The following is an 18033-nucleotide window of genomic DNA, read 5'->3' on the forward strand; positions in this document are numbered from 1 at the left end:
ACGGAGAGAGCGAGGACCACCATGACTACCTGCGATGATGGGGAAACCCGGAGAATGTGAACGCTAACAATTGGGTACGGTGCCGAACCGTCGCGGCTATGTCAACAAGCGTCGGCGGAAGCCCGCCGCGGTCACGGTAAACGCTTTCGGAATTCGGAAAGTTTCAGACCGGGACACCGGGATCTAGCCGCCCGATCTCGGCAGAAAGCGTTATCCAAACTCAGGCTCGTGCCCAGGCTGCGGTCCGCTGATCAGCACATCAGCAGGTGTACGGAAGGGGTTCCTCTTGCGGTCAGGAGCGAGGTGCACGGGATATCGGCCTCTTGAACGGCAAGTGACCCGGTCCGGCCAGCCAACAGGGTGAGCAGACCGTCGCTATCGGGGCGGTGAATGCCTGGCGCCCGCCGCTCAACCGCGCAGTTGCGCGTTGAGCCGTGCGGCCTGTCGCGTGAGGTGGTCACGTTCGGGGAGGTTGGGCGCTGATCGGGCGGCTTCGGCGTAGAGGCGTGCCGCAGTGACTGGGTCACCGTCACGCTCGTGCAGGTACGCCGCGGCGGCGGTGTGGCGGGGCAGGGCGGGGTCGAGCTCCGCCAGGGCGGCCAGGCCGGCCCGCGGGCCGTCGGCCTCGCCGACCGCGACGGCCCGGTTGAGGCGGGCCACCGGGCTGTCGGTGAGGCGCACCAGTTCGTCGTACCACTCGACGATCTGCACCCAGTCGGTCTCCTCGGCCGTCAGGGCGTCGGCGTGCAGCGCGGCGATGGCGGCCTGGGCCTGGAACTCGCCCAGGCGGTCGCGGGTGAGAGCGATCTGGAGCACGTCGATGCCCTCGGCGATCAGGCGGGTGTTCCACAGGCCGCGGTCCTGCTCGGCGAGGGGCACGAGCCTGCCGTCGGGGCCGGTCCGTGCCGGGCGCCGGGCGTGGTGCAGCAGCATGAGCGCGAGCAGGCCCGCGACCTCCTCGTGGCTGGTCTTGGCCGCCAGTTGGCGAGTGAGCCGGATCGCCTCGGCGGCGAGGTCGACGTCGCCGGAGTAGCCCTCGTTGAAGACCAGGTAGAGCACGCGCAGCACGGTGGCGACGTCCCCCGGCTGGTTGAACCGGACGCCCGAGACGGTTCGCTTGGCCCTGCTGATCCGCTGGGCCATGGTCGCCTCCGGCACGAGGTAGGCCCGCGCGATCTGCCGCGTGGTCAGGCCGCCGACCGCGCGCAGCGTGAGCGCGACGGCCGAGGCCGGTGTCAGGGACGGATGCGCGCACAGGAAGTACAGCCGGAGCGTGTCGTCCGCCGCCTCGCCCGGGGCGGGCATGGGCTCGCCCTCGATGCGTATCTCGCGGTGCCGTCGGGAGGTATCGGCGCGGGCGGCGTCGAGGAACTTACGCCAGGCCACGGTGACCAGCCAGCCCTTGGGATCCCGCGGCGGGTCGTCCGGCCATGCGCGCACGGCCTCGACCAGGGCGTCCTGCGCGGCGTCCTCGGCCGCCGCGAAGTCGGCTCCGCGACGGACGAGGACGCCGATCACCGCGGGCACCAGCTCCCGCAGCAGCGACTCGTTCACTCGGTCACCGTGGGCGGCTCGGCCAGGAAGGGGCGCACCTCGAGCCATTCGTGGATGGGCTTGCCACCCGCACCCGGAGCCGCGGACAGTTCGCCGGCCAGTTCGAGCGCCCGCTCGTAGGTCTCGACGTCGATCACCATCCAGCCGGCGATCAGGTCCTTGGTCTCCGCGAACGGGCCGTCGGTGACCGGCGGCCGCCCCTCGCCGTCGTAGCGGACGAACGTGCCCTCCGGGGAGAGCGCCTGAGAGTCGACGAACTCGCCGGTGCCCTCGAGCCGAGCGGCGAAGTCCCGCATGTACTGCACGTGGTCCGAGATCTCCTCCGGCGTCCAGTGGGCCATCGGCACGTCGTTGACCGATGCCGGCGCGCCCCGGTAGTGCTTGAGCAGCAGATACTTGGCCATCATGTTCTCCTTGGTGCGGTACGGCCCATTGTGGCCGTGTTCACTGCCGGGGACGGAGCCGCGCGCGGGTTCTCGACATGCCACCGCGATATTTCCTGGCGGACTTCACAGACTCCGCGTACCGCGACGGGCTGTTAGCTGAGCTGCTCGGCCAGCGCGACGATGATCCCCTCGGGGCCGCGGACGTAGCAGAGCCGGTAGCTGTCCTCGTACTGGGCCAGCTCACCGACGAGTTCGGCGCCGTGAGTGCGCAGGCGGGCAACGACGTCCTCGATGTCGTCGACGGCGAACATGACGCGATGCATGCCCAGCGTGTTGTGCGGCGGGTTATGCGGTCTGGCGCCGATCGCCGCGGGGGTGTGGTACTTCGCCAGTTCCAGCCGGCCGTGGCCGTCTGGGGTCCGCATCATCGCGATGTCGCAGCGGACGCCGTCGAGTCCGACGGTGCGGTCCGCCCAGAGGCCCTCGATCTGCGCTTTGCCCTCCAGCTCCATGCCGAGTTCTACGAAGAACGCAATGGCAGCCTCAAGGTCATCGACGACAATGCCGACGTTGTCCATCCGCTGGAGCGTCATGGTGGTTCTCCTTCTTCGTCGCGCGGCCCGTCGTGGCCACTGGTGTACCTAGGACGGAGCCAGCGCCACATTCTCGACACCCGGTGTCCCCGCCCGCCCAAGTGGCCGCCGGAACGAAGCGACGGCCGATCCGTGGTTCTCCCACCCAACCCTTTGATTTCCCACGGTCTCCGCCCGTCCCCGCCGCCCCGTGGTCGCCCGAACCAAGCAGCAGCTTGATCCCGTGGTCCTCCCACTCACCCAGCCCTTTGATTTCCCCCGGGCTCCGCCCGCCCCCGCCATCGCCCCTTCCGGGCTTCGCCCGTCCCGCAGTGGATTTCCCACCCATGGAGACAAGCCATTTGGGGACGGGGGTTTGTCCCTGGCTGACCTGCTACTTCCGTGCGTGGGCACGTGCTTCCTCCGCTTTGGCGGATGGGCGCGAGTCGCTCGTCCCGTAGCTGCGGGGGGGCGTTTAGCGAGTGGCGGGCAGGTAGACGGGGCGGCCGGTCTGGCGGGCTTCGCGGGCGGCGGGGATGCGGGGGGCGGTGAGGTCGGGCAGTCGGGCGGAGGCTTCCTTCCAGCTGAAGAAATCGAAGTCGTCGAGTTCGTCGGTCTGCAACCGGATCAGGCCGGGATCAGCGACGAGGCCGCCGTCGAACAGGAAGTTGATCATTGGTTTGGGGCGGTCACCCAGCGGCGGCACGAAGTCCACGACCAGCAGGGCCCGGGCCTCGATCTTCAGGCCGGTCTCCTCGACGACCTCGCGTTCGGCGCACTCATGGGGCTGCTCGTCAGGGTCGAGGATGCCGCCTGGCAGCGCCCAATAGTCCCGGTAGTTGGGCTTGACCAGCAGGACTCGGTCACGGTCGTCGGTGAGCAGGACAATCGCCGACACGTAGGCGGTCGGAAGGGTGGGATACCAGTCTTTGGGTTCCAGATATGGCGCTGCCACCCCCTTGACGGTACTCCAGCGCAGCGGGAGCGGTCGGAAATCCCCGTCCCCGGAAGTGCTCGCCCCCGGCGTGGGGGCGAGCAGGTTGGGTTACTCCGTTACGCCTAGTTTGTCGAGGATGAGTTGGCGGGCTCGGCCGGCGTCGGCTTTGCCGCGGCTGGCCTTCATGACGCCGCCGACCAGGGCGCCTACGGCTGCGATCTTGCCACCGCGGATCTTGTCGGCCGCGTCGGCGTTGGCGGCGATGACCTGGTCGATGATCGTGGACAGTTCGCCGTCGTCGTTGACGATCTGCAGGCCGCGGGCCGCGACCACGTCGTCAGGGGAGCCCTCTCCGGCCAGCACGCCTTCCAGCACCTGCCGGGCGAGCTTGTCGTTGAGCGCACCTGAGGCGACCAGTTCCGTCACCCGGGCGATCTGAGCGGGCGTGATCGGCAGCTCGGCCAGTGACGTGCCCGCCTCGTTGGCGCGACGGGCCAGCTCGCCCATCCACCACTTGCGCGCATCCGCCGCCGGAGCCCCGGCCGCCACCGTCACCTCGACCAGGCCGAACGCGTCGGCGTTGTGCATGGCGGCCATGTCCAGGTCGGACACCCCCCATTCGGCCTGCAGCCGGCGACGCCGTACCGACGGAAGCTCGGGCAGTTCGGCCTTGAGGCGGGCCACCCACGTGGGGTCGGGCTCGATCGGCACCAGGTCGGGCTCGGGGAAGTAGCGGTAGTCCTGCGCCTCCTCCTTGGAGCGCCCGGACGTGGTCAGGCCGGTGTCCTCGTGGAAGTGCCGCGTCTCCTGGACGATCCGCCCGCCGTCCGCGAGGATCGCGGCCTGCCGCTCGATCTCGCTGCGGACCGACCGCTCGATGCTGCGCAGCGAGTTGACGTTCTTGGTCTCGGTCCTGGTCCCCCACTCGGAGGAGCCGCGCGGCATCAGCGAGACGTTGACGTCGCACCGCATGGACCCTTCCTCCATCCGCACGTCGGACACGCCCAGCGACCGCATCACCTCGCGCAGCTCGGTCGCGTACGCCCGCGCGACCTCCGGCGCGAGCCGATCCGTCCCCGGAATCGGCTTGGTCACGATCTCGACCAGCGGGATCCCGGCCCGGTTGTAGTCGACGATCGAGTAGTCCGCGCCCTGGATCCGCCCGGTCGCGCCCCCCACATGGGTGGACTTGCCGGTGTCCTCCTCCAGATGCACCCGCTCGATCTCGATCCGGACCGTCTTCCCGTCCACCTCGACATCCAGATACCCGTCGAAGCACAACGGCTCGTCATACTGGCTGATCTGGTAGTTCTTCGGCATGTCCGGGTAGAAGTAGTTCTTCCGCGCGAACCTGCACCAGCCGGCGATCGAGCAGTTCAGCGCCAGCCCGATTCGGATCGTGGACTCGATCGCGGTCTCGTTGGCCGTCGGCAGTGAGCCGGGCAGGGCCAGGCAGACCGGGCAGACGTGCGTGTTCGGCGGCGCGCCGAAGGTGGTCGGGCACCCGCAGAACATCTTCGACGCGGTGCCCAGCTCCACGTGCGTCTCAAGACCGAGCACCGGCTCGAACTGCGCCAGCGCCTCGTCGTACGGCATCAGCGTCTCGGTCACAGTGCCGGAGCCTCCTTCAGCAGCGGACCGCCCCAGCGGTCCTCGAACGCCTTCTCGACAGCGGCGCCGACGCGGTAGCAGCGGTCGTCGCCCAGGACCGGGGCCATGATCTGCAGGCCTACCGGCAGGCCGTCCTCGTCGGCGCGGCCGCAGGGCACGGAGATGGCCGCGTTGCCCGCCAGGTTGGACGGGATCGTGCACAGGTCGGCGAGGTACATGGCCATCGGGTCGTCGGCGCGCTCGCCGATCGGGAACGCCGTGGTCGGGGTGGTCGGCGAGACGAGCACGTCCACCTGGTGGAACGCGGCGTCGAAGTCGCGCGAGATGAGCGTGCGCACCTTCTGGGCCGAGCCGTAGTAGGCGTCGTAGTAGCCGCTGGACAGCGCATACGTCCCGAGCATGATCCGCCGCTTGACCTCGGGGCCGAAACCGGCGGCCCGGGTCAGCGCCATGACCTCTTCGGCGCTGCGGGTGCCGTCGTCGCCGACGCGGAGCCCGTAGCGCATGGCGTCGAAGCGGGCCAGGTTGGAGGAGCACTCGGAGGGCGCGATCAGATAGTACGCCGGCAACGCGTACGTGAACGAGGGGCAGGACACCTCGACGACCTTGGCGCCGAGCGATTCCAGCAGGTCGACGGCCTCCTGGAAGCGGGCCAGCACGCCGGGCTGGTAGCCGTCGCCGCCGAACTCCTTGACCACGCCGACGCGCAGCCCGTCCACCGACGCCTGCCGGGCCGCCTCGACCACGGGGGGCACGGGCTGGGCGATCGAGGTGGAATCCATCGGGTCATGCCCGGAGAAGGCCTCGTGCAGCAGAGCCGCGTCCAGGACGTTGCGGGCGAACGGCCCGGGCGTGTCCAGCGAGGACGCGAACGCGATCAGCCCATACCTGGACGATCCACCGTATGTCGGCTTCATGCCCACGATGCCGGTCACAGCGGCGGGCTGCCGGATGGACCCGCCCGTGTCGGTCCCGGTGCTCAGCGGCGCCTCGTAAGCCGCCACCGACGCGGACGCGCCGCCGGACGATCCCCCAGGAATCCTGGTCAGATCCCACGGGTTGTGGGTCGGCCCGTAAGCGGAGTTCTCCGTGGAGGAGCCCATCGCGAACTCGTCCAGGTTGGTCTTCCCGAGAATGACCAGACCGGCTTCGCGCAGCCGCCGGGTCACCGTCGCGTCATACGGCGGGCGCCAGCCTTCAAGGATCTTGGATCCCGCCGTGGTCGGCATGTCGGCGGTGGTGAACACGTCCTTGTGCGCGATCGGCACCCCGGCCAGCGGCCCGAGGGGCTCCCCGGCCGCCCGGCGCCCGTCCACCGCGCGCGCCTGGGCGAGCACCGCGTCGGGATCGACGTGCAGGAACGCGTGGACCTTGGGCTCGACCTCGGCGATCCGGTCCAGGTGGGCCTGGGCGACCTCGACGGCCGAGGCCTCCCCGGTGGCGATCAACCGGCCGAGCTCCGCCGCCGTGCGGTGGATGAGGCTCACGCTTCCTCCCCGAGGATCCTGGGCACCCGGAAACGATCGTCCTCGACGGCCGGCGCGCCGGACAGCGCCTGCTGCGGCGTCAGGCTGGGCCGCACCTCGTCGGGACGGAACACGTTGGTGAGCGGGAGCGCGTGCGAGGACGGCGGGATGTCGTCGGCGGCGACCTCGGCGACGCGGGCCACCGCGCCGACGATCTGGTCGAGCTGGGCGGCGAAGTGGTCGAGTTCCTCGTCGGCCAGCGCCAGCCGGGACAGCCGGGCGAGGTGAGCGACCTCATCGCGGGTTATGGCGGACATGAGTCTCGAACCCGTTTCTGAATGGACGTGTGGACAACAGCCATCCTAGGGGCGCGGCTCAGGCACTCGCTTCTCGCTTTCGCTCAGGCTGAGCTGTCCATTGCCAGTTCCGAGTTGTGAAGAGGCAGGCGCAGCCGGGCGCGGAGCCAGACGCCCGCTTCGGTGGCGGGCATCGGCTCGGCGAGCCACCAGCCTTGGCCCGCGTCGCAGCCCATGGCCCGAAGCTGGGCGGCGATCTCCGCGGATTCAACCCCTTCGGCGACCGCGCGCAGGCCGAGCGAGCGCACCAGGTCGATGATCGATCGCACGATCCTCTCGTCATCCGGCGATTCGCCGATTTTTCGCACAAATGAGGCGTCTATCTTGACTTCGTCGACCTGGAGGCGCTGGAGCCGTACCAGCGTGGAGTAGCCCGTGCCGAAATCGTCCAGGGCCAGCGGGACGCCGAGGGCGGCCAGGGTGCGGATGGTGTCGGCGGAATAAGCCTGGTCGGTCATCAGGATGCGTTCGGTGACCTCCAGATGGATGGCGTTCGGCGGGAGCGCCAGCCGGGCCAGACCGGCCGAGAGCTGGTCGGGAAGCCCGGAGTCGAGCAGGTCGCGGGCGGAGACGTTGACCGAGACGGGCACCGGCAGGCCGTCGTGCCACCAGCGGGCCGCCTGGTCGAGGGCCTTGTCGATGACGTGCTGGGTGAGCTCGCGCATCAGGTACGACTGCTCGGCCAGCGGGATGAACTCGACCGGCGAGATCGGGCCGCGCACCGGGTGCCACCAGCGCAGCAGCGCCTCGACGCCCTCGACCTGGCCGTCCTCCAGGGAGACCTTCGGCTGGTAGTGCAGGTCCAGCTCGTCCCGGTCGATCGCCCGGCGCAGATCGCCGAGCAGGCTCAGGCGCTCCGGCGAGTTCCGGTCCCGCTCGGCCACGTAGAACTCCACCCCGGTACGGCCTTCCTTGGCCATGTACATCGCCACGTCAGAACGCTGGAGCAGCAGTTCGAAGTCGGGCGCGTGATCGGGGTAGAGCGCGATGCCGATGGACGCGTCCAGGTCGAAGGTCATGCCCTCCAGGCGTACCGGCTCGGTGAGCGCGACCCGCAGGCGGGAGGCGACCTCCTTGGCGGCGTGGCCGTCGCGGATGGAGGGCAGCAGCACCGCGAACTCGTCGCCACCGAGGCGCGCGACCACGTCGCCGGGGCGCACGCTGTGGGTGAGGCGGTGCGCGACGATCTGGAGCAGCAGGTCACCGACCGGGTGGCCGAGGGTGTCGTTGACCTCCTTGAACCGGTCGAGGTCGAGCAGGAAGAGGCCGACCCGCTCGTGCTCCCTGGCCTCGACCAGGGCTTCCTCGGTGCGCAGGATCAGCATCTTGCGGTTGGGCAGGCCGGTCAGGCTGTCGTGCATGGCCTGGTGGTCGCGGCGCATGGAGAGCGTGGCGGTGAAGTAGACGGCCGCCAGCGGGGCCACGAACAGGGGCACCAGGCCGGTGGAGTGTTCCATCACGACCACCACAAGGGGGGCCAGGCCGAGCAACGCGCCGTAGACGAGGGCTTGCGGGCCGATGGAGGCCTTGATCACCCGGATGATGGATTTGCGTTCGTGCAGGGCGACCGCGCTGCAGACGAGCAGGCCCCGCACCGTGAAGTACGCGAGGCCCGCCAGCGCGATGGACGGGATGTCGGTGCCCTCGGGGGTCCAGGTGTCGAGGGGGCGTGGATGGATGCCGAACGCGCCGAAGACGACGGCGGAAGCCGTACAGGCCAGGGTTATCTGGGCGATGTTGAAGGCGATGCGGTGCCAGGAGCGGCGATGGACCAGGCCGCTGACGACCACCGCGACCGCCTGCACCAGCACGGCCGCGGACAGGCCGTGGTGCATGAGGACGGCGAAGGTGAACATCGTCGAGGTGGATGTGCCGCCGACGATCGCGGACGAGCTGACCATGACCGGGCGCAACTCGCCCAGCACCACGAGCACGACCAGGATCCAGAACAGCGCGGTCCCCGCGAGCTGGGTGAACTCGCCCAAGCCCAGCCGGATCTGCGCGACGACCAGCGCCGTGAGGCCGATCGTGATCACCGCGGTGAGGTACATCCACAGGGGTGAGCCGAGGCGCGGTCCGGTGTCCCGCGTGTCGGCCGGATCCGCCATCTCGTGGCATGGCGCAAGATGGCGCGCAATTGCTGTCATCGGCAAGAAACCCCCCAAGAGGTCACTATGGGAGGGTACGGCCTCTGGGCCACTTCGCGAAACCGGTTGGGCACGTTCCGTTACTGGATATTTCGTGGCTTCTCGGCATCTGGGCTCTTGGGGGTGAAAGTTTCAGATGACCGGATACCTGTTTCGGGGTCGTTGCCAGCGGGTTTCAAGTTGGACCTCCAGCCATATTGCGCTGAGGCTTCTAGTCCCTACGATCTGGTGATTAGATCCCTGCAGATTAGTGGGAGCGCTCCCACTCCTCAGGGACGGAGACCTCATGTTTCGTAAAGGGCCCCTGACGGTGGCCGTAATCGCCGCGGCCACCGCACTCGGGATGGGTGCCGCCGTGCTCACCGGCTCCGCGGCGAATGCCGCGGATTCCGTGTTCTACGTCGACCCCCAGACGAACGCGGCGCGCTGGGTGGCCGCCAACCCGAACGACAGCAAGACCGCCGTGATCCGCGACCGGATCGCCGCGGTCCCGCAGGGGCGCTGGTTCACCACCACCAACACCTCCACGGTACGGAACGAGGTCAGCACCTACGTCGGCGCGGCCGCGTCGGCCGGAAAGATCCCCATCATGGTGGTCTACAACATCCCGAACCGGGACTGCAGCGGCGCCTCCACCGGCGGCGCGCCCAACCACACGGCCTACCGCGCCTGGATCGACGAGATCGCGGCGGGCCTGGCCGGACGGCCGGCGTCGATCATCCTCGAACCCGACGTGCTGCCGATCATGACCAACTGCCAGAGCAGCGCCCAGCAGGCCGAGACCCGGGCCTCCATGGCCTACGCCGGCAAGAAGCTCAAGGCCGGTTCCGCCGCCGCCAAGGTCTACTTCGACATCGGCCACTCGGCCTGGCTCGGCGCGGGCGAGGCCGCCAACCGGCTCGTCGCCGCCGACATCGCCAACAGCGCCGACGGCATCTCGGTCAACGTCTCCAACTACCGCTCCAGCAGCACCGAGATCGCGTACGCCAAGGCGATCATCCAGGCCACCGGCATCAGCCGCCTCAAGGCCGTCATCGACACCAGCCGCAACGGCAACGGGCCGCTCGGCAGCGAGTGGTGCGACCCCGCGGGCCGCGCGACCGGCACGTGGAGCACCAACGTGACGGGGGACTCGGCGATCGACGCCTTCCTGTGGATCAAGCTGCCCGGTGAGGCCGACGGCTGTATCGCGGGAGCCGGGCAGTTCGTGCCGCAGCGTGCGTACGACCTGGCCATCGCCGCCCCGCCGCCCACCAACACCCCGTCGCCCTCGCCCTCGCCGTCCCGCTCCCCCTCGCCTTCTCCGTCCCCGTCGCCCTCTCCTTCTCCGTCGCCCTCCCCGTCGCGTTCCCCCTCTCCGTCGCCCTCCCCGACTGGCGGTAAGGCCTGCGTCGCGACTTACACCATCACCAACCAGTGGAACAACGGCTTCGGCGCGACCGTGACCGTCCGCAACAGCGGCTCCGTCGCCACCACCGCCTGGACCGTCCGCTGGACCTTCACCAACGGTCAGGGCATCAGCCAGCTGTGGCAGGGGCAGCACACGATCAGCGGTGGCAACGTCACCGTCAACAACCTCAACTACAACGGCAACCTGGCCGTCAACGCCAGCACCTCATTCGGCTTCAACGGCACCCATAACGGCACCAACCCCGTTCCCACTCTCACCTGCACCTCCACCTGACATCCCTCCCGCGGCTGGTACGCCTGAGCGCGACCGCCCCCAGAGGCCACCCGGCCCCGCCACCAACTCGGCGCCGGGTGGCCTCTGGCCGTTCCACACCCCGGAACCTCACGCCGAGGCGCGCGCCACTCTCCCCGCAGGGCACGCAGGTGGCCTCTGGCCGTTTCACCACCGACTAACGTCCCCGGAACCTCGCGCCGAGGCGCCATGTCTCCCGGCAGGGTGCGCAGGTGGCTCTCGGCGGCCGGAACGGGAAGATCCGGCGAGGGCACGCAGATGTCGGTGGACGCCGCCGGGGACCTGGGGGATCGTGCTCACCTTCCGCCAGCGCGCAGCACCTCGGCTCCGCTCACCCGATCCCTCGCCAAATCGGTAAGCGCTTGACCAGCCTGGTCGAACGTGGCCTGGAGGGGATGGCGCGCCGCAAAGTCCAGGAACGCTCGCGTGTTGATAGCGGCCAATGTTTCGTCCCACTCAGCCGGGAGCTGTCTGGCGCTGCTAGTCCTCTGCGGAAACTGCCTCGGGAGTGACGGCTTCGGGGCCCGCAGTCAGGAGGGTGGTGAAGCCGTCCTCGTCGAGGATGGGGACGTTGAGTTTGGTGGCTTTGTCGTGTTTGGAGCCTGCGTTTTCGCCGGCGATCAAGAAGGAGGTCTTTTTGGAGACGGAGTTGGTTACTTTGCCGCCTCGGACGGTGATGGCGGCGGAGGCTTCGTCTCGGGTGTAGGCGGTGAGGGTGCCGGTGACGACGAAGGTGAGGCCCTCCAGGGTTTGGGGGCCCTGGTCGGTGGGGGGTTCGTCCTCCATGCGGACGCCGGCCGCTTTCCAGCGGGTGATGATGTCGCGGTGCCAGTCGACGGCGAACCAGTCCTTGATGGCGGCGGCCACGACGGGACCGATGCCTTCCACGGCGGCGAGTTCCTCTTCCGAAGCGGCGGCGATGGCGTCGATGGAGCGGAATTCGCTGGCCAGTTCGCGGGCGGTGGGTGGGCCGATGTGGCGGATGGACAGAGCCACCAGGACGCGCGCGATCGGCTGCGCCTTGGCCAGCTCCAGCTGTTCCAGCATCTTCTCGGCGTTCTTGCTGGGGGCTCCGGCGATGGTCGCGAAGAAGGAGACCACCTTCTGCTCGCCGGTTTCCTTGTCGGTTTTGGGCAGGCCGGTGTCCTGGTCGCGGACGATCGACCTGATGGGGAGCAACTGGTCCATGGTGAGATCGAACAGGTCGGCCTCGGTGCGGACGGGGGGCTCCTGCGGGGGCAGCGGCTGGGTGAGCGCGGTCGCCGCGACGTAACCCAGGCCCTCGATGTCGAAGGCGTTGCGGCCGGCCGCGAAGAAGATGCGTTCACGCAGCTGGGCGGGGCAGGCGCGGGTGTTGGGGCAGCGCAGGTCGGCGTCGCCCTCCCGCTCGTACGCGAGTTCCGTGCCGCACTCCGGGCAGTGGGTCGGCATCACGAACGCCCGCTCGGTGCCGTCCCGCAGATCGGAGACCGGCCCGACGATCTCCGGAATCACGTCGCCCGCCTTGCGGAGCACGATCGTGTCCCCGATCAGCACGCCCTTTCTGACTACTTCCGAACCGTTGTGCAACGTCGCCCGCTCGACCGTGGACCCCGCCACGACCACGGGTTCCATCACTCCGTACGGCGTGACCCGCCCTGTCCGGCCGATTCCGACCTGGATGTCGCGCAGCTTGGTGGTGACCTCTTCCGGCGGATACTTGTACGCGATCGCCCATCGGGGCCACTTGCTGGTCGACCCGAGCTGCCGCTGCACGTCGATGCGGTCGACCTTCACCACGACACCGTCGATCTCATACGCCGGGTCATGCCGATGCTCGTTGTAGTAGTTGATGAACTCCTGCACCTCGGTCAGCCCGGGAACCACCCGATACAGATCGCTGACCGGCAACCCGAACGACCGCAACCGGTCATACATCTCCGACTGGGTCTTGGGGGGCGCGGCGCCCTCCCACTTCCCGACCCCGTGCACGATCATCTGCAGCGGCCGCTGGGCGGTGATCCGCGGATCCTTCTGCCGGACCGACCCCGCCGCCGCGTTCCGGGGATTGGCGAACGGCTGCCGCCTCGCATCCATGATCTGCTCGTTGAGCTTCTCGAAGCCCGCGACCGGCAGGAACACCTCACCTCTGACCTCTACCAGGTCAGGCACATCATCCCCGGACAGCCGATCGGGCACGCCCCGGACCGTGCGCACGTTGGGCGTCACGTCCTCCCCGGTGCTCCCATCCCCCCGGGTGGCGGCCCGCACCAGCCGCCCCTTCTCGTAGACAAGCGCGATGGCCAGCCCGTCGATCTTCAACTCGCAGAGGTAGGGCCCGGGATCGGCCTCGGCCCATCGCTCCGCCCGCACCTGCCACGTGGCCAGGTCCGCCGCGTTGAACGCGTTGTCCAGGCTCTCCATCCGCTGCAGATGGGTGACCTCGGCGAAATCCGTGGAGATCGGCGCCCCGATCTTCTGCGTCGGCGAATCCGGCGTGCGCAGCTCGGGGAACTCCTCCTCAATCGCCCGCAGCTCCCGCATCCACGCGTCATACTGCGCGTCGCTGACGGTGGGCGAGTCGAGCACGTGGTAACGCCAGTTGGCCTGTTCGACCAGCTCGGTCAACTCCGCATGCCGCCCGCGGCGCTCGGACAGCTCCCCGGACACACCTTCAGGCGACGTCATGCGTATCTCCCCTCCTCGTCGAATCCTTAAGGTCCAATCCCAGGAGAACGGTAGCGCCGGCCACCGACATTCGCCCGTCCCAAGACCGGACCTTGAAGAAGGGGCCGTACCCCGAGGACGCCGGGCACGGCCCCTCGCTCTCACCCGCCCTGCGCCCAGACCCCCTCATAGGCGGAGCACTTACCGGTGATCTTCACCGCGGTGCCCCGGCACACCTTGGCCTCGATGGACAGGACGAATCCGGTGTTCATCGTGATCTTCCGATAACCGGCCGAACAGTTCTTGTAGCTCTTGTAGACCTTCTTGCCGTTGTCCGTGAGGTATCTGGACCGAATCCAGGAACAGGGCCCGGACCCGGACCCGTCGTACAGCCTGCCGGTGACCTTGAGGCCCCCCGGCCTGGTCACGATCTTCCCGCTGGTCACCTTGGCCTTGCCGTCCGTGGAGTACGTGGGTCCCCAATGCCACGTATCGGAGGCGTTCGCCGGGGAGGCCAGAACTCCCACCAGAGTCGCGGCGGCGACCCCGGCACTGACGAGTGCGCGCATGTATCTCTCCTTCGCTGCGAATCAAGAGATACGGGCACTCGCTTGCAGACGGCTTGCGGCCGGCTACTCGGCCTCTGGATCCTCACGCAGCACGCGCGCCGCTTCCCGGCACCGGATCAGCGCGGCCTTCGCGTAGGCGGGTGAGGCTCCGGCCAGCCCGCAACTGGGCGTGAGCACGACCTGCCGGGCCAGCGTCTCCGGCCGGAACCCGAGCCGTCGCCACAGCTCGACCGCCGGTTTCGCGACCGCGTCCACCGCGGGCAGGCGGGTGTCCACACCCGGGACCACGCCAAGTAATAAGGCGGTTCCCGCTTCGATCGCGGCGCCGATGTCGTCCTCGTCCGTGCGTCTCATCAGGGCCGTGTCGAACGAGATTCCGCGGGCGCCAGCCGTACGCAGAACGGAAAAAGGCACGTGCGGCGCGCAGCAGTGCACGATCGGGAAGTCGGCGACCGAGAGCACCCGGCCGAGCCGGTCGGCGGCGTCGGCGGCCTCCACGGCGGCCAGGCGCCCGAATCCGGACGCGGTCGGCACCGTTCCCGCCAGCACCCCGGGCAGCCCCGGCTCGTCCACCTGGACGATCAGTTCGGCCCCCGGAACCCGCTTCCGCACGTCCGCCACGTGGGCGGCGAGCCCGTCCGCGAGTGAATCGACGAGATCCCGGACCGCGCCCTTGTCGGCGAGCGTCTTGTCGCCGTGCCGCAGCTCGATGCTCCCCGCGAGCGTCCACGGCCCGCACACCTGGATCTTGAACGGCCCCGAATACCCCTGCGACACCTCTTCCAGCATGTCCAGGTCGCGCAGCAGGTGATCGCGAGCGCGCTTGAAATCCCGGCCTGGCCGATCGCTGAACCGCCACCCCGACGGCTGCACCTCGACGGGCAGCTCGACCAGCAGCGACGCCGTCCGCCCGATCACGTCCGCGCCGACTCCCCGGCCGGGAAGCTCCGCCAGGTACGGCACCGGAAGCTCGTCGAACACGGTCTTCAGCGCAACCAGGACATCTTCGCCTGGATGCGACCCGACCCCCGTCGCCGAGCCCTCGTTCCAGGGATTGTCACTCACAGGTTCTAGCTTATGACGTATGAAGCTCACCAAGTTCGGCCACGCCTGCTGGCACCTGGAGAAGGACGGCTCCATCCTCGTCATCGACCCCGGCTCCTTCAGCGGGCCAGGCCTTCTCGACAACGCCAAAGCTGTCCTGATCACGCACGAGCACTTCGACCACCTGGACGTTTCCGTGCTCCGCGGTGCCTCCCCCGACCTTGAAATCTGGACCTGCCAGGCGGTGGCGGACCAGCTCACCGACGTCCCTGCCAAGATCCACGTCGTCCGCGACGGCGACAGCTTCGAGACGGCGGGTTTCACGGTCAGGACCATCGGCGAATGGCACGCACCCAACCACCCCGACCTGCCGATCGTCCAGAATGTCGGCTTCTTCGTCGACGAGGAGGTCTTCTACCCCGGCGACGCTCTGACGCCTCCGGGCGTGGACGTTCCCACCCTCCTCGTCCCCACCAATGCGCCCTGGCTCAAGGCGTACGAAATGATCGAATATCTCCGCGCCATCCGGCCGGCCCGCGCTTACTCCACCCATGACGGCCTCGTCAACGAGTACGGCCAGCTCCTGATCGACACCTGGCTGACCAAAGAAGCCGAAAAGCAGAAAACCGACATCCGCCGCATCCCCGTAGGCGATTCCGTCGAGATCTGATCCGGCTAAGTGCGGAGCAGGCGGGTCAGGAGGCGGACGAGATGGTGGCCGAGCCGATGACCATGTCGCCGGTGTAGAGGACGGCGGCCTGGCCTGGGGCGACGCCGGTGGCGGGGGTGGTCAGGTGGATGTTGAGCTGGTCGCCGGAGAGCTGGGCCTGGCACGGGTAGACCTCGCCGTGGGCGCGCAGCTGGACGTGGCAGCTGAACGGCGTGGCGGGCGGGTCGGCCGGGCCGTTCCAGAGGGGGTTGTCGCAGGTGATGGAGGTGACCTGGAGGGACGTGCGGGGGCCGACCGTGACCGTGTTCGAGACGGGCTCGATGGACAGGACGTAGCGGGGCTTGCCGTCGGAGGCAGGGCGGTCGAGGTGCAGACCCTTGCGCTGGCCGATCGTGTAGCCGTACGCACCGGGGTGGGTGCCGACGGTCTCGCCGGTCAGAGCGTCGACGATCGGGCCTTCGGTGGAGCCGAGGCGGTCGGCGAGGAAGGCTCGGGTGTCGCCGTCGGCGATGAAGCAGATGTCGTGGCTGTCCGGCTTGTCGGCGACGGTGAGACCGCGACGGGCCGCCTCCTCGCGGACCTGGGCCTTGGTGGAGTCGCCGAGCGGGAAAATGGCGTGGCTGAGCTGCTTTCGGGTGAGCACGCCCAGCACATACGACTGGTCTTTGCCCTGGTCGGGGGAACGGTGCAGAACGCCGTCCGCCAGGCGGGCGTGGTGTCCGGTGGCGACGGCGTCGAACCCCAGGGCCAGCGCCCGGTCCAGGACGGCCTCGAACTTGATCTTCTCGTTGCAGCGCAGGCACGGGTTGGGGGTGCGGCCGGCGGCGTACTCGCTGACGAAGTCCTCGACGACGTCACGATGGAAACGCTCGGCCATGTCCCAGATGTAGAACGGGATACCGATCACGTCGGCGGCGCGGCGGGCGTCGCGGGAGTCCTCGACCGTGCAGCAGCCGCGAGCTCCGGTCCGGTACGACTGGGGGTTGGCGGACAGCGCGAGATGAACGCCGGTCACATCGTGACCCGCCTCGGCGATCCTGGCCGCCGCGACCGCTGAATCAACGCCGCCCGACATGGCAGCGAGCACACGCAAGGTTCCCATAACAATTCGAGGTTACCGCCCCCACCGAAGTCACTCGCCGGGGTTTTCCACGGGACACCGGAGATCCCACTCGTCGTCAGGTCTCGTGGGTTGGGGATCCGGCTGGTTGGGGGTGCGTTGGCAGGGGGATGGTTCGGCTGGGATGATTGCTGGCCATGCGACTGTTCGGGCGCAAGAGCGAGCCGGTGGATCCGGGTGCGCTGATCGCTGCCTTCTGGACCTGGTGGGACGAGGCTCGGCCTCGGGTGGACGTGCTGGTGGACGCGGGTGAGGCGGGGGAACTGGCCGAACTGGTCGGGCCCGCGGTGACCGCGCTGGACGCGTCGTTGATCTGGGAGGTCGCGCCGGGGCTCGCGGCGCGGCACGCGCTGGTGGTGAGCGCGGCGGGTGATCCGGAGTTGCGGTCGTTCGCGCATCGGTGGGCGCTGGCGGGGCCCGCTGCCGACGAGCGGTGGGAGTTCCATCCGTCGCGGCAGGCCAATCCGCAGGCGATCGGCCTGACCATCGATGTGGGCGGGCATCAGTTCGGCATGGATCGGTTCGTGCTGGGGGTGCGGGTTCCGCCTGGTACGCCCCGGGTGAACGTTTCCGCGTACCACCCGATATTTCAGGACATCGATGATGAGACGCGGATGGAGACCACGCTGCTCGCGCTCGACTGGCTTCTCGGCGAAGACGAGGTAGCCCGCTGGATCGGCGACATCATCGCCGCCGAATTCGAGCCCATCGACGCCATCCCCGCCATCCACCTCCCCGGCGTGGTCGCGGACGTCGCCCAAAGTTTCCCCGCCGACCGCTGGATCCTCATGGAGGGCCAGACCGGCACCGGCAAACCCCTCAAAGCCACCGCCCGCTACCCTCTCCGCCCCGTCGACTACCCCCTATTCGACCAGCACATCGCCATCACCGTCCCCTATCGCAGCAGCGACCCCGACGGACTCCCCACCCCCGAAACCCTCACCACCCTCACCACCTTCGAAGCCCAGCTCACCACCACCCTCACCGAAAACGCCGTCCTAGCCGCCCACCTCACCACCGAAAACACCCGCACCTACCTCATCTACGCCAACCCCACCGCCAACACCGCCCCCACCTTCAAAACCCTCACCTGGCCCGAAGGCCGCCCCCGCATCACAATCAACGACGACCCATCCTGGTCAGCCGTAGCCCACTTCTTGACCTGATTTACGGGCAGTCGCGGCCGACGCAGCGGGCGAACCGGTTCCACATGCGTTCTAGTGCCGCGATCTCCCGCAGACCGGCACGCGGGC

Annotated in this window: 15 protein-coding genes; 3 read left to right on the forward strand and 12 right to left on the reverse strand. The window is 68.8% G+C overall.

What is annotated here, in order from left to right:
* Positions 1-408: 408 nt before the first annotated feature.
* From Aple_RS38465 to Aple_RS38500, 8 genes are all read right to left on the reverse strand, one after another.
* Positions 409-1554 carry an RNA polymerase sigma factor gene (locus Aple_RS38465; protein WP_155349687.1) on the reverse strand — a complete coding sequence of 382 codons (1146 nt, stop codon included), beginning with the start codon at positions 1552-1554 and terminating at the stop codon, positions 409-411.
* Positions 1551-1958: a YciI family protein gene (locus Aple_RS38470; protein WP_155349714.1), complete on the reverse strand. Its 408-nt coding sequence runs from the start codon at positions 1956-1958 to the stop codon at positions 1551-1553. The genes Aple_RS38465 and Aple_RS38470 overlap by 4 nt, the downstream gene beginning before the upstream one ends.
* Positions 1959-2092: 134 nt before the next feature.
* On the reverse strand, positions 2093-2518 hold the full coding sequence (locus Aple_RS38475; protein ID WP_218038717.1) for a VOC family protein: 426 nt from the start codon (positions 2516-2518) through the stop codon (positions 2093-2095).
* Positions 2519-2987: 469 nt separating this feature from the next.
* Positions 2988-3467, reverse strand: a complete 480-nt coding sequence (locus tag Aple_RS38480; protein ID WP_155349689.1) for an NUDIX domain-containing protein — start codon at positions 3465-3467, stop codon at positions 2988-2990.
* Between the two features lie 90 nt (positions 3468-3557).
* A complete protein-coding gene (gene gatB / locus Aple_RS38485) occupies positions 3558-5045 on the reverse strand; it encodes an Asp-tRNA(Asn)/Glu-tRNA(Gln) amidotransferase subunit GatB (RefSeq protein ID WP_174889931.1) in 1488 nt (495 codons plus the stop codon).
* Positions 5046-5056: 11 nt separating this feature from the next.
* Positions 5057-6547 (reverse strand): Asp-tRNA(Asn)/Glu-tRNA(Gln) amidotransferase subunit GatA, encoded by a 1491-nt coding sequence (gene gatA, locus Aple_RS38490; RefSeq protein ID WP_155349691.1) that lies wholly within the window; start codon positions 6545-6547, stop codon positions 5057-5059.
* Positions 6544-6843: an Asp-tRNA(Asn)/Glu-tRNA(Gln) amidotransferase subunit GatC gene (gatC, locus tag Aple_RS38495; protein ID WP_155349692.1), complete on the reverse strand. Its 300-nt coding sequence runs from the start codon at positions 6841-6843 to the stop codon at positions 6544-6546. Before gatC ends, gatA begins: the two co-directional genes overlap by 4 nt.
* An 83-nt stretch (positions 6844-6926) precedes the next feature.
* Positions 6927-8990, reverse strand: a complete 2064-nt coding sequence (locus Aple_RS38500; protein WP_155349693.1) for a putative bifunctional diguanylate cyclase/phosphodiesterase — start codon at positions 8988-8990, stop codon at positions 6927-6929.
* 325 nt (positions 8991-9315) lie between these two features.
* Between Aple_RS38500 and Aple_RS56670 the strand changes: the two genes are divergently transcribed.
* Entirely contained in the window at positions 9316-10713 is a 1398-nt protein-coding gene (locus Aple_RS56670) for a glycoside hydrolase family 6 protein (RefSeq protein ID WP_155349694.1), read from the forward strand.
* A gap of 498 nt (positions 10714-11211) precedes the next feature.
* On the opposite strand, the gene ligA is transcribed toward Aple_RS56670, so the two are convergent.
* From ligA to Aple_RS38520, 3 genes are all read right to left on the reverse strand, one after another.
* Positions 11212-13398: an NAD-dependent DNA ligase LigA gene (gene ligA, locus Aple_RS38510; protein ID WP_155349695.1), complete on the reverse strand. Its 2187-nt coding sequence runs from the start codon at positions 13396-13398 to the stop codon at positions 11212-11214.
* 140 nt (positions 13399-13538) lie between these two features.
* A complete protein-coding gene (locus tag Aple_RS38515) occupies positions 13539-13946 on the reverse strand; it encodes a hypothetical protein (protein WP_155349696.1) in 408 nt (135 codons plus the stop codon).
* Positions 13947-14009: 63 nt separating this feature from the next.
* Positions 14010-15011 (reverse strand): methionine synthase, encoded by a 1002-nt coding sequence (locus Aple_RS38520; protein WP_246265045.1) that lies wholly within the window; start codon positions 15009-15011, stop codon positions 14010-14012.
* Positions 15012-15030: 19 nt separating this feature from the next.
* Here Aple_RS38520 and Aple_RS38525 point away from each other — a divergent pair, with 19 nt between their 5' ends.
* Positions 15031-15660 (forward strand): MBL fold metallo-hydrolase, encoded by a 630-nt coding sequence (locus Aple_RS38525; protein WP_155349697.1) that lies wholly within the window; start codon positions 15031-15033, stop codon positions 15658-15660.
* Positions 15661-15685: 25 nt separating this feature from the next.
* Here Aple_RS38525 and mnmA read toward each other — a convergent pair whose 3' ends face one another.
* Positions 15686-16762 (reverse strand): tRNA 2-thiouridine(34) synthase MnmA, encoded by a 1077-nt coding sequence (gene mnmA / locus Aple_RS38530; protein ID WP_174889929.1) that lies wholly within the window; start codon positions 16760-16762, stop codon positions 15686-15688.
* A 155-nt stretch (positions 16763-16917) separates the two neighbouring features.
* On the opposite strand from mnmA, the gene Aple_RS38535 reads away from it, so the two are divergent.
* Positions 16918-17946 (forward strand): DUF695 domain-containing protein, encoded by a 1029-nt coding sequence (locus Aple_RS38535; protein ID WP_155349699.1) that lies wholly within the window; start codon positions 16918-16920, stop codon positions 17944-17946.
* Positions 17947-18033: the final 87 nt, after the last annotated feature.

This window comes from Acrocarpospora pleiomorpha (assembly GCF_009687885.1).
GTDB classification, from domain to species: Bacteria; Actinomycetota; Actinomycetes; order Streptosporangiales; family Streptosporangiaceae; genus Acrocarpospora; species Acrocarpospora pleiomorpha.

Bases quoted from the DNA above. Each gene is read 5' to 3' on its own strand.
- Aple_RS56670 (WP_155349694.1), top strand. From the start codon at position 9,316: ATGTTTCGTAAAGGGCCCCTGACGGTGGCCGTAATCGCCGCGGCCACC.
- Aple_RS38515 (WP_155349696.1), bottom strand. From the start codon at position 13,946: ATGCGCGCACTCGTCAGTGCCGGGGTCGCCGCCGCGACTCTGGTGGGA.
- ligA (WP_155349695.1), bottom strand. From the start codon at position 13,398: ATGACGTCGCCTGAAGGTGTGTCCGGGGAGCTGTCCGAGCGCCGCGGG.
- gatC (WP_155349692.1), bottom strand. From the start codon at position 6,843: ATGTCCGCCATAACCCGCGATGAGGTCGCTCACCTCGCCCGGCTGTCC.
- gatB (WP_174889931.1), bottom strand. From the start codon at position 5,045: ATGCCGTACGACGAGGCGCTGGCGCAGTTCGAGCCGGTGCTCGGTCTT.
- Aple_RS38525 (WP_155349697.1), top strand. From the start codon at position 15,031: ATGAAGCTCACCAAGTTCGGCCACGCCTGCTGGCACCTGGAGAAGGAC.
- Aple_RS38535 (WP_155349699.1), top strand. From the start codon at position 16,918: ATGCGACTGTTCGGGCGCAAGAGCGAGCCGGTGGATCCGGGTGCGCTG.
- Aple_RS38500 (WP_155349693.1), bottom strand. From the start codon at position 8,990: ATGGCGGATCCGGCCGACACGCGGGACACCGGACCGCGCCTCGGCTCA.
- mnmA (WP_174889929.1), bottom strand. From the start codon at position 16,762: ATGGGAACCTTGCGTGTGCTCGCTGCCATGTCGGGCGGCGTTGATTCA.
- Aple_RS38470 (WP_155349714.1), bottom strand. From the start codon at position 1,958: ATGGCCAAGTATCTGCTGCTCAAGCACTACCGGGGCGCGCCGGCATCG.
- Aple_RS38475 (WP_218038717.1), bottom strand. From the start codon at position 2,518: ATGGACAACGTCGGCATTGTCGTCGATGACCTTGAGGCTGCCATTGCG.